Origin of the sequence: Citrobacter sp. RHB36-C18 (genome assembly GCF_013814485.1) — a bacterium.
GTDB lineage: Bacteria > Pseudomonadota > Gammaproteobacteria > Enterobacterales > Enterobacteriaceae > Citrobacter > Citrobacter braakii.
In genome coordinates, this window is the sequence record NZ_CP057125.1 from 4486186 (window position 1) to 4508176 (window position 21991).

Below are 21991 nucleotides of genomic sequence, written 5' to 3' on the forward strand. Positions count from 1 at the left end.
TATCAGCGGAAGTTTTCACTCCTGTCGCTGGTCATGTCGTACAGACCAAACTTACGTCCAAGCTGCTGGCCGCCATCGCGTGTTAACGGCGTCCAGCCAATCGCCGCACGACTGCGGGTTGGGCCTGACGAGAACAGATCCAGCGGCACAGAAACGTACACCCCTTTGGTAAAATCACCCTCTCCGTACTCATCCGGCGAGGCGTCGGTGATGGTCGCATAGCCCCCCACCACTACGCCGCTGTCAAAGCGTTTCGCCACTTCCAGCGCTCCGCCCTTATCCCCCGCCAGATACTGCCCCACGCTGGCTTTCACCAGTACATCCTGGGCGAACGAAGGATTCCAGTAAGCCGTCAAATGCCCGGTCTTCACGCTGTAGTCGGTGAACTTCATCATGTCCTGCGCGCTGCGCCAGTCACGCTGTTTCACGTAGTTGGCATCAACACCAAACGCCCAGTTGCTGTCCAGCGGGCGATACAGCACTTCTGCCCCCGCTCCGCCGTACATAGTTTCCAGATAGCCCCCGTAAACCTGTCCGTAGAACCCGTTTCCGAGTGACTGGAAGTAGTTGGCCTGCAGGTTATTCACGTAGACATCGTTTTGCACATACTCACGCACATGGGTACGCACGCGTGGTAAATGCGAATCCTGCGGCGGGTTGGTGTAGTTAAACTTGTCATAGTTATTGGCGAGGTTGGCGAACAAACTCCCGGTGGTCAGCAGATGATCGGTAACCCACAAATCCGCCGTTCCCATCACGCCCAACTGATACATATAGAAGTTTTCCGGGCCGCCCACCGACTGATTTAGCACCGGATCGATATGGAAATTGAAGCGTGACTTATCAATATACCAGCCCTGCTCGGTCGTTTTCGGTACCACGGGCTCGACGCGTTTTTGTGCCAGTTGAGTTTCATGGCCCAACGGCTCGCCTTCCAGATGGCGCTTGAGGCTGGAAACCTCCGTTTCGGTCGTCACCTGCGGCAAGTTAAGGCGGTTTTCCGTAATGCGGATCGTGCGAATCCCATCGGGAAGATCGTTCATCACGATCCGGTTAGCACGCTCGATCCCTTCGCGCGAATCACGGTATTTCACCTGTTCACCCGTCACATACAGCGTATCGCCCTGCACCTGAATTTTAGGATCCGCCAGCCCGGCATTATATTTCAGCAGCGTTAACTGATTCGCCACCACCGAATGTTGCAGGATGGCATCCTGCGGCTGTGGTTGATATTTCGGGCGGGTATTGTCGTTATAGTTTGGTCGCAGATCGTTAAAGTTAGTCCGCAGCGTGACCCCAAACATCAAGGTGTTCCCGCGCTCATAGCTGAGGTTAACGTCGGCCCAATCGGTGACGCGATAAATAGCGCCGACGTTAAACTTGCTCTTCTGATCCAACTTGCCGGCAAAATCCTGCTGGTAATTATTACCTTCATACTCCAGTTTCAGGCGCAGCGGCTGCCAGGGAGTCTGATACTCTACGCCGCCAAACAGCGACGCCGGGCCGTGGAACATCTGGCTACCGTCAATAGAACCGGCCTGCTTGTAGCTGTTATCGCGATGGCAAAATTTATCACTGTATGAGCAAAACGGATTGCTAACGTTGCCGCTGGTCCCGAGATATCCCCAGCCAAGGCCGAGAGAGAAATCAAACGGGCCCCAGGCTTTGTTCGCCACCACATACTCCGCATCAAACAGGCCGGTTCCGCCGATATCCCGCGCGCCAACCGCCACCTGCGGCATCCAGTAGCTCTCTTCCCACAGGCGAAGTTTGAGATCAAAAGCCTTATCTTTATAAGTCTGATCGCCAGAAAACGACTCCACGCCGCTGTATTTTTTGGTACGCACATCGGTATAGCGCAGGGTAGTTTCCAGCCAGGGGAAGAGTTGTACCGACGCAGAGTAGTAACGGTATTGATCGTTATCGCGGTAGTTAAGGCTCATTTCGCCTTCACGCGCCATGCGTGCGGTTGGGGTTTGCAGCAGTCCCACGCCGCCAAAATCGGACTGGGAAGGTCCAATGGGCGCGGGCCAGGTTTCACCGTGGCAGGCAACGCTTACGCCCAGCGCCAGTAAGCTGAGCAGATAAGTTTTTCTCATTATTCGGGTATCCGCTGGGTCAGGGTGCGAAGAATGTCGGCATTGATTTCATCCGGGGTGCTGCGCCAGACAGCATCAGAGAGCCCGACAAAAATGATGCTGCCGGGCATCGGCTCAACGTGACGTTTGTTCCAGTAGGCGACCGGGACTTTTTGCGTGCGTCCGTCGGGATAGATGACCCAGGCGTAGCTACGATCTGCGCCGCTGAGCCGACGTTGCCCATCGAGATAGCTGGCGATATCGCGCCCGGGCATAAACGGTTGTTTACCCGGATGACTTAGCAGGCCAAACAGCGTTATATCCGTTGGCTGCGGTCCGACCCACAGCGTGTAATTGCCCTGCAACGGCGGGTTGCCTCGCTCACTGACGCGCACAACATCCGGGTCGAGATTAATCTTCTGTCTGCCGGTCACCTTCAGCGCCTGAATTTGCTGGCGCAATGCGTTGATAGCCGCGGCATCGTCACCGCTTTCTTCAGCGCTGAGCATCGCCAGACGAGCCAGTAATGCCTGCTGCTGACGCTCTGCTTCCGTCGTTGCCCGCTCTTCGCTGATAACCGCTCCTGGCCACCAGCTATTACTCAATCGCGGCTGCCCAACCAGGTCGAGCAGATGTTCGGCCCCGGTCAACGTTTTTGGCTCTTCGCTGGCGGAGGTAAAGACCTTAATGCTACCCGCAGCAAAAACAGACGCTGCGCTCAGGCTCAATAGCAGCGCCACAACGGCTCGTTTCATCATGATTTTGCCGCCTTAATCAGCGTGGTTTTCACCGGGAAGTAACGTGCGCCAAGATACTGTTCCGATTGGCGAATCTGCCCTTCACTGTCGATCCAGTAGCGGTTATGCCAGCGCGTTTGATCGGTGGTGACTTCTTCGTCAAGGATTCGTACTGGCGTATCTTCGTTACCAACCTTAATGGTGTCAGTGCCATCCCATTCGAAAACCGAGCGGGCGGTGGCATAGCGCACCTGCTGATGTTCGGTCCAGCCCATCGTGCGGGTCCACGTTGCCCCATCGACTATCTGGTTTGGTTTGATGAGCGGATCTGCCGCGAGATTATTCACCTCGATCAGGTTATCCCCGCCGAGATGCGTTTTCACCATGCGCCCAGACTGCGTGACGAGAATGGCCCGATCCTGAGTCACCCATTTCTGCTGTCCGTTTTCCGCGAACGCGAGTACCACAAACAGTTGTGGGCCGCCGTTGAGCTGCATGTACTGGCTGGCGTAGGGCATGTTTTTGATTTCATCGTCCGTCATCTGTACGCCGGGAGTACCAAACACGCTATCCCATAGCGAATGACCCAGCCCTTCGGTGGTGGCTGAGCACGCCTGTAATAACAGGCAAACCATTATCAGCGCTGGTCGCTTCACGACATTTCTCCGCAGCGGCAAAATAACCACACCGAAGTGTGGTTAGAATTAAACGTACCGGTATTACTGGGTACTGGTAGTTGTGGTGGTTGTGGTTCCGGTGTTAGAACCATCGCCGCCACCGGTTGCCGCAAGGGCAACCCCCACCGCAGAACTTACGGTGCTCACGCTGGTTGCGGAGGAACTTCCTGCCGAAACCGACGCGGCAGCCGACCCTGCAGCCTCACCCACCTGAACGGGGGCAGCATAGACAGAAGTCGCCGCAAGCGCAGATATAGCCCAAAGGCCATACAGAACTTTTTTCATCACAAATTCCCTTCATTGTATGAATGGAGATTTACCCAAAAGAATTTCGGGCGAGATCGAGTATACACAAGCCAAAGTGTGCAAATTACGCCAGGCGGGAATTTAGGATAATTAGATAGCAAGAAATAAAATGATTAACGATAGATAATTAAATCAATACAATCAAAAAGTTAAAATATAAAAACAAAAACACAACATCCGGTAATTCTGAAAAAACCAGAAACACGATAACGTTGAATGAATTATTTTAGGATTAAGCTCAATAAAGGTGTAAAGCAAAAACGTAGATATTCGGGCGCCAGATTATAAAAAAAGCCGATATTAATATCGGCTTTTTTTATAAGTAATCTGCAAATTCATTCGAATTGCAGCAAGGCGGCAAGATCGTTAATCCCCGGGAGCATAGATAGCTATGCGACCGGGGTTAACGAACGCAGCCAACAGCGCTGCGGCTCGAAGGAAGAAGCAGATTAACGCCAGGACTTATAACGGTTAATCAAACCGTTAGTTGAGCAATCATGGCTGGTGATTTCTTTATCATCATTCAGCTCTGGCAGAATGCGATTCGCCAGCTGTTTGCCCAGCTCAACGCCCCACTGGTCAAAGGTGAAGATATTCAGGATCGCGCCCTGAGTGAAGATTTTGTGCTCGTACAGCGCAATCAGCGCACCCAGGCTGAACGGTGTGATTTCGCGCAGCAGGATGGAGTTAGTTGGACGGTTACCTTCGAACACTTTGAACGGCACAACGTGGTCAAGCGTTGCCGGATCTTTACCCTGGTCGCGGTATTCCTGCTCAACCACTTCACGAGATTTACCAAAAGCCAGCGCTTCGGTCTGAGCGAAGAAGTTAGACAGCAGTTTCGGATGGTGATCCGACAGCGGGTTGTGGGTGATTGCCGGAGCGATGAAATCGCACGGTACCATTTTGGTACCCTGATGAATCAGCTGGTAGAACGCATGCTGACCGTTAGTACCCGGCTCACCCCAGATGATTGGGCCTGTCTGGTAATCCACCGCATTGCCGTTACGGTCAACGTATTTACCGTTGGATTCCATATTGCCCTGCTGGAAGTAGGCCGCGAAACGGTGCATATACTGGTCGTACGGCAGAATCGCTTCGGTTTCAGCACCGAAGAAATTGTTGTACCAGATACCGATCAGCGCCAGCAGCACCGGCAAGTTTTTCTCCGCCGGAGTGGTGGAGAAGTGTTTGTCCATGGCGTGCGCGCCAGAAAGCAGCTCAACAAAGTTGTCGAAGCCCACAGAAAGGATGATGGACAGACCGATTGCAGACCACAGGGAGTAACGACCGCCAACCCAGTCCCAGAACTCGAACATATTGGCGGTATCAATACCGAACTCGCCAACCGCTTTACCGTTAGTGGAGAGCGCTGCGAAGTGTTTGGCAACGTGCTTGTTGTCGCCAGCGGTCGCCAGGAACCAGTCGCGCGCGCTGTGGGCGTTAGTCATGGTTTCCTGAGTGGTGAAGGTTTTGGAAGCGACCAGGAACAGCGTAGTCTCCGGATTCACTTTCTTCAGCACTTCGGCAATGTGCGTACCATCGACGTTAGACACAAAGTGCATGTTCAGGTGATTTTTGTACGGGCGCAGCGCTTCGGTCACCATGAACGGGCCGAGGTCTGAACCGCCGATACCGATGTTCACGACATCAGTAATGGCTTTACCGGTATAGCCTTTCCAGCTTCCGGAGATTATCGCTTCAGAGAAGGATTTCATCTTCTCAAGCACCGCGTTCACTTCCGGCATCACATCTTTGCCGTCAACGATGATTGGAGTGTTGCTACGGTTGCGCAGCGCCACGTGCAGCACGGCACGGTCTTCAGTGCGGTTAATTTTCTCACCGGAGAACATGGACTTGATGGCGCCTGCCAAATCGGTCTCTTTCGCCAGATCCTGCAGTTTAGCCAGCGTCTCTTCAGTGATGCGGTTTTTGGAGAAATCCACCAGCATCAGATCGTCAAACGTCGCGGAAAATTTAGCGAAACGATCGCTATCTTTCGCGAACAAATCCGCGATAGTAACGTCTTTCATCTCTTCAAAGTGTTTTTGTAGTGCCTGCCAGGCTGAGGTCTGCGTTGGATTGATGTTTTTCATTAGCAATACTCTTCTGATTTTGAGAATTGTGACTGAGATCGATTGTAACGCCAGTCACAGAAAAGTGTGATTGTTTTAATGCCATCGCCCTTGTATCCATCGAACCAGGGTAAAAAGTATAGATGTTATAAGCGCTGTTACTGAACGGAAACGCAGCATGAAAAATCCGCATAATCCCAGCGTTGACAGTGCAAGCTACACATTTTATTTATAAATACGGTATTTGCATTTGCGCCTGCACCGGTTTTCGTTCTGCCTTATGTGCCATGGTCGCTCTATTCATTCCCTGACACGAGGTAGTTATGACTGATGTAGTTGTCTCCAAGTTTGGCGGTACCAGCGTGGCGGATTTTGATGCCATGAATCGCAGCGCTGATGTGGTACTTTCTGATGCTAACGTCCGTGTAGTGGTACTTTCCGCTTCCGCTGGAATTACCAACCTGCTGGTCGCACTGGCTGAAGGGCTGGAGCCAACCGAGCGCTTCGAAAAACTCGACGCCATTCGTCAAATTCAGTTCAATATTCTGGAACGCCTGCGTTATCCAAACGTAATTCGTGAAGAGATTGAACGTCTGCTGGAAAACATCACCACGCTGGCAGAAGCGGCGTCACTGGCGACCTCAACCGCCCTGACCGACGAACTGGTCAGCCACGGTGAACTGATGTCTACCCTGTTGTTCGTCGAAATCCTGCGTGAACGCAACGTGCAAGCACAGTGGTTTGACGTGCGTAAAGTGATGCGCACCAACGATCGTTTTGGTCGCGCAGAACCCGACGTCGCGGCGCTGGCTGAACTGGCAACGCTTCAGTTGGCCCCGCGTCTGAGCGAAGGTCTGGTAATCACTCAGGGTTTTATCGGCAGCGAAGGCAAAGGCCGCACCACCACGTTGGGGCGCGGCGGTAGCGATTATACAGCCGCCCTGCTGGCCGAAGCGCTGCACGCAACGCGCGTCGATATCTGGACCGATGTTCCAGGCATTTACACTACCGATCCGCGCGTTGTTCCTGCAGCGCAGCGTATTGATGAAATCGCCTTTGAAGAGGCCGCGGAAATGGCGACCTTTGGCGCGAAAGTGCTGCACCCGGCAACCCTGTTGCCGGCCGTACGTAGCGATATCCCGGTATTTGTTGGCTCCAGCAAGGATCCAAAAGCAGGCGGTACGCTGGTCTGCAATAAAACCGCGAATCCACCGCTGTTCCGTGCGCTGGCGCTACGCCGTAAGCAGACGCTGCTGACGCTGCATAGCCTGAATATGCTGCACTCTCGCGGCTTTTTAGCAGAAGTGTTCGGCATCCTTGCACGCTACAATATCTCGGTAGATTTAATTACCACATCTGAAGTCAGCGTAGCGCTGACGCTGGATACCACCGGTTCAACCTCCACCGGCGATACGCTGTTAACGCAGTCTCTGCTGATGGAACTGTCTGCCCTGTGCCGGGTTGAAGTCGAAGAAGGACTGGCGCTGGTGGCGTTGATTGGCAACGACCTGTCCAAAGCCTGCGGCGTGGGTAAAGAGGTGTTTGGTGTACTGGAGCCGTTCAACATCCGCATGATTTGCTACGGCGCGTCCAGCCATAACTTGTGCTTCCTGGTGCCCGGTAGCGAAGCCGAACAGGTGGTACAGAAGCTGCATCATAATTTGTTTGAATAATATTTCATCACGCGATAAACAATAACTATAGCCGGGCTCGAACCCGGCTTTTTTATAACAACACAACACATTTCAATCGCAAGGAAGATAACATGCTCGCTACTCTCACGCGGCTGTTCCCGTTATGGGCGCTGCTGCTCTCTGTTATTGCGTATTACACCCCCTCCACCTTTACGCCTGTCGGGCCATTCGTACCGTCGTTGCTGATGCTGATCATGTTCGGCATGGGCGTTCACCTGAAGGTGGACGACTTTAAACGCGTACTTTCACGCCCCGCACCGGTCGCAGCGGGTATTTTCCTGCACTATCTGGTGATGCCGCTCGCCGCATGGATTTTGGCGCTGGCATTTAATATGCCGCCGGAACTGTCGGCAGGGATGGTGCTGGTCGGTAGCGTCGCCAGCGGAACGGCATCGAACGTCATGATCTATCTGGCAAAAGGTGATGTGGCACTCTCCGTGACTATTTCATCGGTTTCAACGCTGGTCGGCGTTGTCGCCACGCCGCTGCTGACACGGCTGTATGTCGACGCGCATATCCAGGTGGATGTGATGGGTATGCTGCTGAGTATTCTGCAGATCGTGGTCATTCCGATTGCTTTGGGACTGGTCATTCACCATCTGTTCCCACGCGTCGTAAAAGCCGTGGAACCGTATCTACCGGCGTTTTCTATGGTGTGTATCCTGGCGATCATCAGCGCCGTCGTGGCGGGGTCCGCCTCGCACATTGCGTCTGTCGGCTTTGTGGTGATTATCGCCGTGATCCTGCATAACACCATTGGCTTGCTCGGCGGCTACTGGGGCGGAAAACTGTTTGGTTTCGACGAGTCAACCTGTCGTACGTTGGCTATTGAAGTGGGCATGCAGAATTCAGGCCTTGCCGCTGCGCTGGGCAAAATCTACTTTGGCCCGCTCGCGGCGCTGCCCGGCGCGTTGTTCTCCGTCTGGCATAACCTTTCCGGTTCGCTGCTGGCAGGTTACTGGTCCGGTAAACCGATTAAAGAAAAAGAACGCTGCTAATTGACGGCGGCAGGCCGGATAGCAGCTAACACCTTATCCGGCCTACCCAGCCTCTGCACTTTGCCGTACACTGCGGATATCGGCTAACAGAGGGCACCCTTATGGCACTCCCCCGCATTACCCAAAAAGAGATGACCGAGCGCGAACAGCGTGAACTGAAAACGCTGCTCGACCGCGCGCGCATTGCGCATGGTCGGCTGCTGACCAACGCTGAGACCAACAGCATCAAGAAAGAGTACATCGATAAACTGATGGCCTTGCGCGAAGCAGAAGCTAAAAAAGCCCGCCAGTTGAAGAAAAAGCAGGCTTATAAACCGGATGCGGAAGCATCATTTTCCTGGTCAGCGAATACGCCAACGCGCGGCAGACGTTAACGCCCTTTCTTCTTACGCCCCGGCGAGGTAAAACGCTTCCCGTTTGCCGCCGGGCGCGATTTCTCTTTCTCAGCCGATTTTTCGATTTTCACCACCGGGCGCTTAATGCCTGCGGTTTTTGGCTTCGCTTTCGCCTTCGGTTTGGCTTCTGAGGACGAGTTCTCAATCAGCTTGAACAGGTCGATCAGTTCGTCATCCGTCAGGTCGCGCCATTCACCCAGCGGCAGGCCGGACAGACCAACGTTCATGATACGTGTACGCTCAAGCTTAGTAACTTCATAGCCAAAGTGCTCGCACATACGACGGATCTGGCGGTTCAGCCCCTGAATCAGCGTGATGCGAAACACAAATGGCGCTTCTTTCTTGACCTTACATTTCTTGGTGACGGTGCCAAGGATTGGCACACCGGCACTCATCCCACGGATAAAGTCATCAGTGACCGGCTTATCTACCGTCACCAGATACTCTTTTTCGTGATCGTTACCGGCACGCAGGATTTTATTCACCAGGTCGCCGTGGTTGGTCAGAAAGATAAGCCCCTGGGAATCTTTGTCCAGACGACCGATTGGGAACACGCGCTTGCTGTGGTTAACAAAATCAACAATGTTGTCGCGTTCGCTGTCTTCAGTGGTGCTGACAATCCCTACCGGCTTGTTCAGCGCGATAAAAACCAGATCTTCCGCTTCACGCGGCTCAATCAACCGACCATTCACTTTTACGACGTCGCCAGGCATCACCTGATCGCCAATGGTGGCGCGTTTACCATTCAGGAAGACATTCCCTTGTTCGATAAAGCGATCCGCCTCGCGGCGCGAGCAGATTCCGCTTTCACTGATGTATTTATTTAATCGGATGGATGAGTCGGGCAGCATAATTTCTCCTTTGACAGCGAAATATACCCTACCTTGCGGGGGATAAAAAAGCAGAGTGTGAAAATGTGCTATCGCATCTGATTACGTAATGCCTGCGGGCTGATACCAAATCGTTTTTGAAAGTGGTAACGCAAAGAGTTTGCGCTGCCGAACCCGGTTTGCTGCGCGATCTGCTCAATACTGATATGGGATGTATTGAGCGCCTGCTGCGCACGGTTTAGCCGTTCATTCATCAGCCAACGTGCGGGAGTAAGCCCCGTTGACTCCTGAAATCGCCGCATCAACGTTCGGGGACTCATACCGACCTGGCTGGCCAGAGCGTCAAGGGTATGCTTCTGCGCGATATTGTTATGTAACCAGTCAAGCAAAAGACCAAAACGCTGGCTTTCCCGACTGCGGGCAACAGGACGCAGGTGTTGCTGAGTCTGGCTGCCATCCCTGTGGGGCTGCAGCACCAGGCGACGGGCCACATTATTGGCAACCTCAAGTCCAAAATCAGTGCGCACCACATGCAAACATAAATCAATCCCTGCCGCACTACCTGCCGAAGTGAGCACGTCGTGGTGACCGACATACAGGACATCTTCCACGACGTTGATGGCGGGAAAGCGTCGCTGGAGTTCACTGACGTAACGCCAGTGCGTCGTCGCCTTACGGTCATCCAGCAAACCTGCCGCAGCCAGAACAAATACACCAGAACAGATAGAGATGACTCGACAACCGCGTTGATGTGCTTCACGAAGCGCATCGCATAATGCTTCCGGGACCGGTGAGCTCACGTCACGCCAGCCAGGAATGACAATAGTGTCTGCTTCTTGCAGCAATTCATATCCACCGTCCACAACGATACGAACCCCGCCAGTTGCCCTTAATTCACCTTGATCAACCGAAGCCACGGCAAAACGATACCAGCCCTCTCCCAGCTCAGGTCGCGGAAGCCCAAAAACTTCCACTGCGACGCCAAACTCGAAAGTACATAGCCCGTCATAAGCGAGTGCAACGACCAACGGGCGAGAAGATGTTGTCATGATCCTGGCGGAATCTGTCATGGTCAGAGGGTGTTTCGAGGTTAATTTTTTGATGAGATAAGAGGTAACACAACAGCTGATTTCACCACAAGAGAAAACAACAATATGAGTACCGTAACTGATATTCCAGCCGCTTCATCTGCACAAGCTATCGCCCATTTCCAGCAACGTCTGAATATGGAGACGGATTGTTCTGACGTTCATTCCGCGATTGCTGCTGACGACAAAGATTTTGTGCTTTTACATGTAGTGGGGAGTGCAGAGAGTTTTTCCCGTTGTCATATCCCTGGCGCGATTCATCTTCCCCATAGACTGATAAATACGGAATCCTTGAAAAAATGGCCACAGGACACACTGTTTGTCGTCTATTGCGCTGGCCCACACTGTAACGGGGCCGATCGCGCGGCGCTGAAGTTGGCGCAGCTAGGTCGACCGGTGAAAATAATGATTGGTGGTATTAAGGGCTGGGAGGACGAAGGCCTGGCGTTTGCCACTACGCAAAAGGACGCTGTTTCAATAGATTGATCGTTGTTAAGTCTGAACGGGTTTTTCCAACAGGAGGTTGTGGTTAACCCGTTCGGCTTTCCCCCCTTCCAACATCGTGAGCCATATCAGTAAGGCGTTACGCTGATAGTGGTAGCATTAGCGCGGTTTGTAATTTTCTGATTACATGGAGAAATGATGGAACTGCTTTTATTGAGTAACTCGACGCTGCCGGGCAAAGGCTGGATGGAACATGCGCTACCACTGATTGCTGAGCAGCTGAATGGTCGCCGTACGGCGGTGTTTATTCCGTTCGCTGGCGTGACTCAAACCTGGGATGAATACACGGCGAAAACGGCAGCCATCTTTGCGCCAATGGGCGTCAACGTTACTGGCATTCATACCGTTGCCGATCCGATCGCTGCCATTGAAAACGCAGAGCTGGTGATTGTCGGCGGGGGTAACACCTTCCAGTTACTGAAAGAGAGCCGCGAGCGCGGACTGCTGGCGCCGATTGTGGATGTCGTCAAACGCGGTGCGCTGTACATCGGCTGGAGCGCAGGTTCTAACCTCGCCTGCCAGACCATCCGCACCACCAACGACATGCCGATTGTCGATCCAAAAGGTTTTGATGCCCTGGGTCTGTTCCCGCTGCAGATTAACCCACATTTCACCAATGCGCTTCCGGAAGGCCACAAAGGCGAAACGCGTGAACAGCGTATTCGCGAGCTGCTGGTTGTGGCACCAGAGCTGACGGTGATTGGTTTGCCGGAAGGAAACTGGATTAAGGTGAGTAACGGCCAGGCGGTTCTTGGCGGTCCGAACACCACTTACGTCTTTAAAGCGGGTGAAGACGCGGTTGCCCTCGAAGCAGGTCACTGCTTCTAACCGACGTTGCCGGATAACGGCATAAATGCCTTATCCGGCCAACCGGTCCACCTCACTCAATAATCGTCGCGCTCATCGTCCTCATCCGGCTGTTCCAGCACGCTATAGGCCACGGAACAAAACAGCGAGTTCAGACGCTGCATATCGCCCAGCAGCGCCAGGTGCAAGGAGCTGGTCTCGATGCTCTGCACGTTCTGCTGATGCAGACGGTCAACGTGCGCATGCGAATACCGACGGTTGAGAATACGGAAACGGTGCTTGCTACGGCGCAGACGACGGGCGCTGGTCACGTCACCTGAGAAGAACACCGACATCGCCAGCTGCAGATTGCTGAGCAGTTGATCGAAGAGCGCATCCAGCTCTTTCAATCCTTCCACGGAGAATGCGCGACGAGCAGCCAGCGACTTATCCGCTATCTCACTGCCCATACGTTCGACAATATCGGAAGCCTGCTCGAGGTTAAGCGACATTTCGATAATCTCCGCCCAACGGCGTGATTCCTCTTCCGCCAGTTCATCCTTTGGCATCCGGGCCAGATAGAGCTTAATTGCCGTGTATAGCACGTTAATGTCGTCCGCCATCCTGCGCAGCTCTTTCTCTTCACGCGGCTCGCCGTGCATCACCTTCTTCAGCCCGTCCATCATCTGCTCCATCGCGTCGCCGATGCGCAGAGCTTCACGAGCGGCATTGGCCAGGGCCAGCGTCGGCGTATCCAGCGCGCTGACGTCCAGATGCTTGGGCTTCAGATGCGCATCCAACTCCGGCTCATCGCGGATGATGCGCTTACAAAAACGCGCCATCGGTTCTGCAAACGGCACCATCGCCACGCAGCGCACCAGGTTGTAGAAGACATGGAAGTAAATAACCAGTTCAGATTTCGGCAGCGGCAGTTCATCCATCAGATTTGCCAACGGATGAACAAACGGCAGGATAATCAGGCTTCCCACCAGCTTAAACAGCAGGCTACCGAGCGCCACACGGCGGGCGGCGGCGTTAGCGGCGCTGTTATTAAGCATCGCCAGCAGGCCAGAGCCGAGGTTGGCGCCAATCACCAGACACAACGCCACCGGGAACGAGATAATGCCTGCCGCGGTCAGCGTTGCCGTCAGCAGCACCGCCGCAAGGCTGGAGTAACTGATAATCGCGAACATAGCGCCAATCAGCGCATCCAGCATGATATCGCCGGTGAGCGAGGCGAAAATAACCTGTACGCCGTTAGCCTGGGTGATCGGTGTTACCGCCTGCACAATCAGTTCCAGCGCCAGTAAAATCAACCCCAGTCCAATACCAACCCGCCCCAGTTGCCCCACACGGGACTGCTTACGTCCGAGAAAGAAGATCACGCCGATAAAAATCAGCAGTGGCGACAGCCAGGAGAGATCGAAGGTCAGGATACGCGCCATCAGCGCGGTCCCGACGTCGGCGCCGAGTACAATCACCAGCGCAGGGGTGAGCGCGACGAGGTCCTGCGCGACAAACGAGGTCACCAGCATGGTGGTGGCGTTGCTGCTTTGTACCAGCGCCGTCACGCCGATACCCGCACAAAAGGCGAGCGGCTTCTTTTCAACACTACGGCTGAGTACGGTACGCAAACGGGCGCCGAAGACGCGCATCACGCCGGTGCGCACAATATGCGTACCCCAAACCAGCATAGAGACAGCAGAAAGCAGGTGTAACAGAGTTAGCACGGAATCAGGTTCTCCTTATCGTTATATGTTCCTGAGGTTCATAGCGATGACATAACACCTGATGACGCCACGCTTATCAGGCCGACAAAAATGTGCCATCCGGCAAGCAGTACCGATGAACGTTCTTTCAGTATAAGGGTTTAAACGTAATAAAGAGACAAGGCACTCATTGAGTGCCCTGTTTGTTGTAAATAAAGATGACAGTTTTGTGAATCAGTCAGCGTCATAGCCCAGATTAGGCGCTAACCAACGTTCGACTTCCGCCACGCTCATGCCTTTACGGAAGGCGTAATCTTCAACCTGATCGCGCTGGATTTGCGCCACGGCGTAGTACTTGCTGTCTGGATGACTGAAATACCAGCCGGAAACCGACGCACCTGGCCACATCGCGAAGGATTCGGTGAGCTTCATCCCGGTGTGCGCTTCTACATCCAGCAGTTCCCAGATGGTGGCCTTTTCGGTGTGTTCCGGACACGCCGGATAGCCCGGTGCCGGGCGAATTCCCTGGTAGTTTTCACGGATCAGCTCCTCGTTACTGAGGTTCTCATTCGCCGCATAGCCCCAGTAGACTTTACGCACGCGCTCGTGCAGATATTCCGCGAACGCTTCCGCCAGGCGGTCGGCGATCGCTTTCACCATGATCTTGTTGTAGTCGTCATGCTGGGCTTCGAAAGCGTCCGCCAGTGCATCTTCCTCCAGACCGCCGGTAACTGCGAAAGCACCGATGTAATCCGCTTTGCCGCTCAGTTTCGGCGCAACAAAGTCAGACAGGCAGTAGTTGGCGAAACCGACTTTTTCCGTCTGCTGGCGCAGGTGATGACTGACGTTGATGACGTGCGTACGCGTCTCGTCACGGTAAATCTCGATGTCGTCCACCACGCGGTTAGCCGGGAACAAGCCCACCACGCCGCGCGGATTCAGGGTCTTCTCAGCGCTGAGTTTATCCAGCATATCATTGGCGTCTTTGAACAGACGTTTCGCCTCTTCTCCCACCACCTCATCTTCGAGGATGCGCGGGTATTTCCCGGCCAGCGACCAGGTCATAAAGAACGGCGTCCAGTCGATGTAGTTGCGCAGCGTTTCGATGCTGGCTTCAACGCTCTGTACGCCGAGGCGGTGCGCCACCGGCGGCGTATAGTTTTCCCAGTCGAAGGCCAGATCGTTGTCGCGGGCAGCCTGTAACGTTACTGGTGGGGTCCGCGGTTTCTTACGCGCATGCTGGATACGCACGGTTTCGTACTCTTTACGCGTACGGGCGACAAAGTCATCGCGCTGAGTGTCAGAGAGGAGTGCGGCGACTACGCCAACGGTACGCGAGGCGTTCTGCACATAAACCGTCGGGCCACTGTAGTTCTGCTCGATTTTCACCGCCGTGTGCGCTTTTGAGGTGGTCGCGCCGCCAATCAGCAATGGAATAGTGAACCCCTGACGCTCCATCTCTTTCGCCACGTTGACCATTTCGTCCAGCGACGGGGTAATCAGCCCGGAAAGACCAATCAGATCGGCATTCACTTCACGTGCCGTTCTGAGGATTTTCTCCGCTGGCACCATCACGCCAAGATCGACGATTTCGTAGTTGTTACATTGCAGCACCACACCAACGATGTTTTTGCCGATATCGTGCACATCGCCTTTCACGGTAGCAATGACCATCTTGCCGTTGCTGGAGCCTTTCTCTTTGCTGGCCTCAATGTACGGTTCGAGGTAGGCCACCGCCTGCTTCATCACGCGGGCGGATTTCACCACCTGCGGCAGGAACATTTTGCCCTCGCCAAACAGATCGCCAACCACGTTCATCCCGTCCATCAGCGGCCCTTCAATCACCTCGATCGGACGCGCGGCCTGCTGGCGAGCTTCTTCAGTATCCTGCTCAATAAATTCGGTAATGCCTTTCACCAGCGAATATTCGAGGCGCTTTTTCACGTCCCAACTGCGCCATTCCGCCATCTGGGCATTGGCAGTGTCATCAGTTTTGCTACCGCGATATTTCTCAGCCAGCTCCAGCAGACGCTCGGTGCCATCGTCACGACGGTTGAGGATCACATCTTCAACCGCATCGCGCAGCTCGGCGGGCAGGTCGTCGTAGATCGCCAGTTGTCCGGCGTTGACGATCCCCATGTCCATGCCGTTGCGAATGGCGTAGTAAAGGAATACCGCGTGAATGGCTTCACGAACCGGGTCGTTACCACGGAAGGAGAACGACACGTTGGAGACGCCGCCGGAGATCAGCGCGTGCGGTAGTTCGCGTTTGATGTCCTCACAGGCGCCGATAAAGTCCTGGGCGTAGTTGTTGTGCTCATCAATCCCGGTCGCGACCGCAAAGATGTTCGGGTCGAAGATAATGTCTTCCGGCGGGAAGCCTACCTCTTCGGTAAGAATTTTGTACGCCCGCCGGCAAATCTCAATTTTACGCGCTCGGGTGTCGGCCTGCCCCTGCTCGTCAAAGGCCATCACCACCACTGCGGCACCGTAGCGTCGCAGCAACTTCGCGTGGTGGATAAAGGTCTCAACCCCCTCTTTCATCGAGATGGAGTTAACGATGCCTTTACCCTGAATGCACTTCAGCCCTTTTTCGATGACGTCCCATTTTGAGGAGTCGATCATAATCGGCACGCGGGCGATATCCGGCTCACCGGCGATAAGGTTGAGAAAACGCACCATCGCCGCTTCGGCGTCGAGCATCCCCTCATCCATGTTGATATCGATAATCTGTGCGCCGCTTTCCACCTGCTGACGGGCGACATCCAGCGCTTCGTTGTATTTCTCTTCTTTGATCAGTCGCTTAAATTTCGCCGAACCGGTGACGTTGGTACGCTCGCCGACGTTCACAAACAGGCTATCGTCGCCAATATTCAACGGTTCAAGGCCAGACAGACGGCAGGCTACCGGGATTTCCGGCAAGCGGCGCGGCGGCAAGCCTTCCACTGCGCGGCTCATCGCGGCGATGTGTTCCGGCGTGGTGCCGCAGCAGCCGCCGACCACGTTGAGGAAGCCCGCTTGCGCCCACTCGCGTATTTGCGCCGCCATGGTGTCGGCATCGAGATCGTATTCGCCAAAGGCGTTCGGCAACCCGGCGTTCGGGTGCGCGGTAACGTAGCATTCGGCAATGCGCGACAGCTCCTGCACGTACTGGCGCAATTCGTCCGGACCTAAGGCGCAGTTCAGACCGAAGGTCAGCGCATCGGCGTGGCGCAGTGAGTTATAGAACGCTTCGGTTGTCTGACCGGAGAGCGTACGCCCGGAAGCATCGGTGATAGTGCCGGAGAGCATAATCGGCAACTCAACGCCCAGCGCTTCGAACTCGGTTTTAACCGCGAAAATAGCGGCTTTGGCGTTCAGGGTATCGAAGACGGTTTCAATCAGGATCAGGTCGCTGCCACCTTCCACCAGCGCTTTGGTGGATTCACGGTAGGCGGCCACCAGCTGATCAAAGGTAATATTGCGGTAAGCCGGGTCGTTGACGTCAGGCGAGATAGACGCCGTACGGTTGGTTGGGCCAAGCACGCCCGCGACATAGCGCGGTTTTTCTGGTGTGCGTGCCGTCCATTCGTCTGCCGCTGCGCGCGCCAGTTTGGCTGCCGCAAAGTTGATTTCCGCCGACAGGGATTCCATCTGGTAATCCGCCATGGCGATCGTCGTGGAGTTAAAGGTGTTGGTTTCGATGATATCCGCGCCCGCCTCAAAATAGGCGTTATGGATGGCGGCGATCACCTCAGGTTTGCTGAGCACCAACAGGTCGTTGTTGCCTTTCAGATCGCACGGCCAGTCGGCAAAGCGTTCGCCGCGGAAATCCTCTTCGCTCAGACGATATCCCTGGATCATGGTGCCCATACCGCCGTCCAGCACCAGAATACGTTCATTTAACTGCTGACGTAATTGTTCAACTTTGCTGCTCACACTCGCTCCCGACAACGCTCAACCAGACCGAAAAAAACTCAACAGACCATACTGGCACAAACCTGAGAGGTGGAAAAGAGAACAACGGCCAACATGAGACATGTTCAGCTTCACTCATCCGATCAGTACAGGAATTCTTGCATTATAATTGAATAAAACGAAAATGATTTCCACGATACAGAAAAGGAGTCCGCCATGGTTGCCACAATCCCCGCGAAACGCGGTAGAAAACCCGCCGCTGCTACCACGCCTGCAACCGGGCAGGTTCAGTCTCTGACCCGCGGCCTGAAGCTACTGGAGTGGATTGCGGAATCCAACGGCAGCGTGGCGCTAACCGAGCTGGCACAGCAGGCCGGCTTGCCAAACTCCACGACTCACCGTTTGTTGACCACCATGCAGCAGCAAGGATTTGTCCGTCAGGTGGGTGAATTAGGCCACTGGGCCGTGGGTGCGCATGCGTTTATCGTCGGCAGCAGCTTTTTACAAAGCCGTAATTTGCTGGCGATTGTCCACCCGATCCTGCGCAAGCTGATGGAAGACTCCGGTGAGACGGTAAACCTGGCCGTGCTGGATCAAAGCGACCATCAGGCCATTATTATCGACCAGGTGCAGTGTACCCAGCTGATGCGCATGTCCGCGCCTATCGGCGGCAAACTGCCGATGCACGCCTCCGGTGCGGGTAAGGCGTTTTTATCCCAACTGAGTGAAGAACAGGTGACTGGCCTGCTGCACCGTAAAGGGCTGCACGCATACACCCACGCCACGCTGGTGTCGCCGGTGCATCTGAAAGAGGATTTAGCCCAGACGCGCAAGCGCGGCTACTCCTTTGATGATGAGGAGCATGCGCTGGGTCTGCGCTGCGTGGCGTCGTGCATTTATGATGAACACCGCGAGCCGTTTGCCGCTATTTCCATCTCCGGACCCATTTCGCGCATTACCGACGATCGAGTGACCGAGTTTGGTGCTATGGCGATCAAAGCGGCGAAAGAAGTCACGCTGGCATACGGCGGATTTCGTTAAGAAAGGCTTGCCGGACATCAAGCCGCAAATCTGATGCAAAACCGCTGTTTGCGCCGGTAGGCGTAAACATCTTCCACGTGTCCTTCACGGATCCGCGTTTGCAGACCTCGCCAGTAGTCGGCGCTGAACAGGTCAGCATGCATCTCTTCAAATAGCGGCCCGATACGCGGGTCAGCGCATAGCCAGTGACGAAACTCTTCCGGGAAGACATCCCCCGGCGATACGCTATACCACGGTTCAGCGCTCATCTCATCTTCCGGGTAACGCGGCGGCGGGATATGACGGAAATTCACCTCCGTCATGTAGCAAATTTCATCGTAGTCGTAGAACACCACGCGCCCGTGGCGAGTCACGCCGAAGTTCTTAAACAGCATATCGCCGGGGAAAATATTGGCGGCGGCCAGCTGACGAATGGCATTGCCGTACTCTTCAATTGCATCGCGCAGTTGCTGGCCTTCGACCTGCTCCAGCCAGATATTGAGCGGCACCATCCGTCGTTCGATATACAAATGGCGAATGACAATCTGCTCGCCGAGATCGGTAATTTTTTCCGGGGCTTCCTGTAGCAACAGCGCCATCAGCGACGGATCGATTTGCCGTTTATCCAGCACAAAGTTCTCGAACTCCTGGGTGTCAGCCATCCGCCCGACACGATCGTGCTCCTTGACCAGTTGATAACAGGCGCGGACGTGGGCAGCCGACATCTCTTTTTGCGGCGCAAATTTGTCTTTGATGACTTTAAAGACGCGGTCGAAGCCCGGCAGGGTAAACACCAGCATCACCATGCCGCGGATCCCCGGCGCTTCGATAAATTGCTCATCGCAATGGGCAAGATAGAGCAGATATTCGCGGTAACTTTCGGTCTTCGCGTGTTTCTGACAGCCGATCGCCATATACAATTCAGCGGTGGTTTTACCGGGCAGGATCTCGCGCAGCCACTCCACTAACGCGGCGGGCAGCGGGGCGTATACCATAAAATACGAGCGGGCGAAGCCAAACACGATACTGGCTTCCGCCGTCGTGGTCAGGCAGGTATCGACAAACAGTTCGCCTTCGTCAGTACGGTGAATTGGCAGTAAAAACGGCAGCGTCCCGGAAGGGGTATTCAACTTACCGACCAGCCAGGCGGCCTTGTTGCGATAAAACAGTTCGTTCGCCACCTGCAAATGACTGCGCTGCAACACATCCGCCCCCAGCGTTTCGGTCAGGTGTTCGATGATGTAGTGGATATCCCGATGTCTGTTCTGCCATGGCAGACGCAAGGGCAGATCGCTGAGGACGCGCGTAAGCAGCCACTCCCAGCCGGTATCGGGAAAAAAGTCTTTCGCCAACGGGCGTGGGATCGTGCGAAAACGACGCTCTGGCTGAGAGCTGAAAATAAACAGTCGCTCGGGAGTCAGCGAGCGGTGGTCAAATAACCGGCAATAGACGGAGTTAAAGAAACTCTCCGCAATCTCGAAGCGCGGGTAATCTGGCAATAGCCGGGTGTAATGCTCTTTCACGCGAAGTAAAAAATCCGCGTCGGTACTTTTGCCATCAGTAATGCAGCGCAGTTGCTCCACCACCAGACCCACATGATGATCGTAAAGGTGGATACGGCTTTTCATCGCCTGCTGAACCGCGTGCCAGTCGGCATGTTCAAAACGCTGCTGCGCGCCGGAGGTCACTTCCAGAAAACGCCCGTACTGGGCGTCGAAACCTTGCAAAATCGTCTGAGCAATCAGTAATTCCAGGCCACGCGTCATCAATTTCTCCCATCCGGCACAATGTCATGCCGGATGGCGCGTTCGCTTATCCGGCCTACATCCCTTCGTAGGCCCGGTAAGCGCAGTGCCACCGGGCATTGATCAAAACTGCGATTCTTCAGTCGAGCCGGTCAGCGCGGTCACTGAAGAAGTGCCGCCCTGAATGATGGTGGTTACTTTGTCGAAGTAGCCTGTCCCTACTTCCTGCTGATGGGACACGAAGGTGTAACCGTCTTTAGCCGCCGCAAATTCCGGCTGCTGAACCTTCTCAACGTAGTGGCGCATGCCCTCACCCTGCGCATAGGAATGCGCGAGGTCGAACATGTTGAACCACATGCTGTGAATACCCGCCAGCGTAATGAACTGGTATTTGTAACCCATATCGGACAGCTGTTGCTGGAAGCTGGCAATGGTTTTGTCATCCAGGTTTTTCTGCCAGTTAAACGATGGCGAACAGTTGTAGGCCAGCAGTTTGCCTGGGAATTTCGCATGAATAGCATCGGCAAAGCGCTTCGCCAGTTCGAGGTCCGGCGTGGAGGTTTCACACCACACCAGATCCGCATACGGTGCGTAGGCCAGGCCACGGCTGATCGCCTGCTCAATGCCCGCATGCGTACGGTAGAACCCTTCGCTGGTACGTTCGCCAGTGATGAACTCGCTATCGTATGGGTCACAATCAGACGTAATCAGATCGGCTGCGTCAGCATCGGTACGCGCAATCACCAGCGTCGGAACGCCCATAACGTCTGCAGCCAGACGGGCTGCCACCAGTTTCTGGATAGCTTCCTGAGTCGGCACCAGGACTTTGCCGCCCATGTGACCACATTTTTTCACCGATGCGAGCTGATCTTCGAAGTGAACGGCCGCTGCACCAGCCTCAATCATCGATTTCATCAGTTCAAACGCGTTCAGTACCCCGCCGAAACCCGCTTCCGCATCGGCAACGATCGGCAGGAAGTAATCCACATAGCGCGGATCGTTCGGCTCAATACCGGTTGACCATTGGATCTGATCGGCACGACGGAATGTGTTGTTGATCCTGTCCACCACCGCCGGAACGGAGTTCGCTGGATACAACGATTGATCCGGATACATGCTGGACGCCAGGTTGGCATCTGCCGCCACCTGCCAGCCTGAAAGGTAGACCGCTTCAATACCAGCTTTAGCTTGCTGCAGCGCCTGACCACCAGTCAGCGCGCCGAGGCTGTTGATATAACCTTTCTTCGATTCGCCGTGTAGCAGACGCCACATTTTCGCCGCGCCAAGCTGCGCCAGCGTGCATTCCGGGTTGACCGAGCCACGTAATTTCACCACTTCCTCCGCGCTATAGGGGCGGGTGATGCCTTCCCAGCGCGGTTGAGTCCATTCTTTCTGTAATTCTTCGATTTGTTGAGTACGGGTTTTCATGTGCAGATGCTCCATTAGGATAAA

The 21991-nt window shown here is 54.6% G+C and carries 17 protein-coding genes; 6 read left to right on the forward strand and 11 right to left on the reverse strand.

Features of this window, described 5'->3' with window-relative positions:
* Positions 1-2: 2 nt before the first annotated feature.
* The 5 genes from HVZ52_RS21285 to pgi form a co-directional block, all read right to left on the reverse strand.
* The gene (locus HVZ52_RS21285; protein WP_181598668.1) at positions 3-2099 is read right to left on the reverse strand and encodes a YjbH domain-containing protein; all 2097 of its coding nucleotides are present in this window, start codon (positions 2097-2099) and stop codon (positions 3-5) included.
* The gene (locus HVZ52_RS21290; protein WP_065554815.1) at positions 2099-2836 is read right to left on the reverse strand and encodes a capsule biosynthesis GfcC family protein; all 738 of its coding nucleotides are present in this window, start codon (positions 2834-2836) and stop codon (positions 2099-2101) included. Before HVZ52_RS21290 ends, HVZ52_RS21285 begins: the two co-directional genes overlap by 1 nt.
* Positions 2833-3471 (reverse strand): YjbF family lipoprotein, encoded by a 639-nt coding sequence (locus HVZ52_RS21295; RefSeq protein ID WP_016155436.1) that lies wholly within the window; start codon positions 3469-3471, stop codon positions 2833-2835. The genes HVZ52_RS21290 and HVZ52_RS21295 overlap by 4 nt, the downstream gene beginning before the upstream one ends.
* 63 nt (positions 3472-3534) lie before the next feature.
* The gene (gene yjbE / locus HVZ52_RS21300) at positions 3535-3777 is read right to left on the reverse strand and encodes an exopolysaccharide production protein YjbE (protein ID WP_003826562.1); all 243 of its coding nucleotides are present in this window, start codon (positions 3775-3777) and stop codon (positions 3535-3537) included.
* Between the two features lie 470 nt (positions 3778-4247).
* Positions 4248-5894 carry a glucose-6-phosphate isomerase gene (gene pgi, locus HVZ52_RS21305; RefSeq protein ID WP_016155434.1) on the reverse strand — a complete coding sequence of 549 codons (1647 nt, stop codon included), beginning with the start codon at positions 5892-5894 and terminating at the stop codon, positions 4248-4250.
* 302 nt (positions 5895-6196) lie between these two features.
* On the opposite strand from pgi, the gene lysC reads away from it, so the two are divergent.
* The 3 genes from lysC (at position 6197) to HVZ52_RS21320 (ending at position 8939) form a co-directional block, all read left to right on the forward strand.
* A complete protein-coding gene (gene lysC, locus HVZ52_RS21310; RefSeq protein ID WP_181598669.1) occupies positions 6197-7546 on the forward strand; it encodes a lysine-sensitive aspartokinase 3 in 1350 nt (449 codons plus the stop codon).
* Positions 7547-7638: 92 nt separating this feature from the next.
* Positions 7639-8565: a ketopantoate/pantoate/pantothenate transporter PanS gene (gene panS, locus HVZ52_RS21315; RefSeq protein WP_016155433.1), complete on the forward strand. Its 927-nt coding sequence runs from the start codon at positions 7639-7641 to the stop codon at positions 8563-8565.
* Between the two features lie 101 nt (positions 8566-8666).
* Positions 8667-8939: a DUF3811 domain-containing protein gene (locus tag HVZ52_RS21320; protein ID WP_003826541.1), complete on the forward strand. Its 273-nt coding sequence runs from the start codon at positions 8667-8669 to the stop codon at positions 8937-8939.
* Here HVZ52_RS21320 and rluF read toward each other — a convergent pair.
* Positions 8936-9811: a 23S rRNA pseudouridine(2604) synthase RluF gene (gene rluF, locus HVZ52_RS21325; RefSeq protein ID WP_016155331.1), complete on the reverse strand. Its 876-nt coding sequence runs from the start codon at positions 9809-9811 to the stop codon at positions 8936-8938. The genes HVZ52_RS21320 and rluF overlap by 4 nt on opposite strands.
* A 68-nt stretch (positions 9812-9879) precedes the next feature.
* A complete protein-coding gene (ftrA, locus tag HVZ52_RS21330) occupies positions 9880-10860 on the reverse strand; it encodes a transcriptional regulator FtrA (RefSeq protein ID WP_137380578.1) in 981 nt (326 codons plus the stop codon).
* Positions 10861-10944: 84 nt separating this feature from the next.
* Between ftrA and HVZ52_RS21335 the strand changes: the two genes are divergently transcribed.
* The gene (locus tag HVZ52_RS21335; RefSeq protein ID WP_047357746.1) at positions 10945-11364 is read left to right on the forward strand and encodes a rhodanese-like domain-containing protein; all 420 of its coding nucleotides are present in this window, start codon (positions 10945-10947) and stop codon (positions 11362-11364) included.
* 156 nt (positions 11365-11520) lie between these two features.
* Positions 11521-12210, forward strand: coding sequence for a dipeptidase PepE (gene pepE / locus HVZ52_RS21340; RefSeq protein ID WP_016155430.1), 690 nt, complete (start codon positions 11521-11523; stop codon positions 12208-12210).
* 56 nt (positions 12211-12266) lie between these two features.
* Here pepE and HVZ52_RS21345 read toward each other — a convergent pair whose 3' ends face one another.
* Both HVZ52_RS21345 and metH read right to left on the reverse strand, forming a co-directional pair.
* The gene (locus HVZ52_RS21345) at positions 12267-13898 is read right to left on the reverse strand and encodes a Na/Pi cotransporter family protein (protein ID WP_016155327.1); all 1632 of its coding nucleotides are present in this window, start codon (positions 13896-13898) and stop codon (positions 12267-12269) included.
* 213 nt (positions 13899-14111) lie between these two features.
* Positions 14112-17795, reverse strand: a complete 3684-nt coding sequence (gene metH / locus HVZ52_RS21350) for a methionine synthase (protein WP_181598670.1) — start codon at positions 17793-17795, stop codon at positions 14112-14114.
* A 195-nt stretch (positions 17796-17990) separates the two neighbouring features.
* On the opposite strand from metH, the gene iclR reads away from it, so the two are divergent.
* The gene (gene iclR / locus HVZ52_RS21355; protein WP_047357748.1) at positions 17991-18815 is read left to right on the forward strand and encodes a glyoxylate bypass operon transcriptional repressor IclR; all 825 of its coding nucleotides are present in this window, start codon (positions 17991-17993) and stop codon (positions 18813-18815) included.
* A 17-nt stretch (positions 18816-18832) separates the two neighbouring features.
* On the opposite strand, the gene aceK is transcribed toward iclR, so the two are convergent.
* Entirely contained in the window at positions 18833-20560 is a 1728-nt protein-coding gene (gene aceK / locus HVZ52_RS21360; RefSeq protein ID WP_016155324.1) for a bifunctional isocitrate dehydrogenase kinase/phosphatase, read from the reverse strand.
* 102 nt (positions 20561-20662) lie between these two features.
* Positions 20663-21967, reverse strand: coding sequence for an isocitrate lyase (aceA, locus tag HVZ52_RS21365; protein ID WP_016155323.1), 1305 nt, complete (start codon positions 21965-21967; stop codon positions 20663-20665).
* Between the last annotated feature and the right edge of the window lie 24 nt (positions 21968-21991).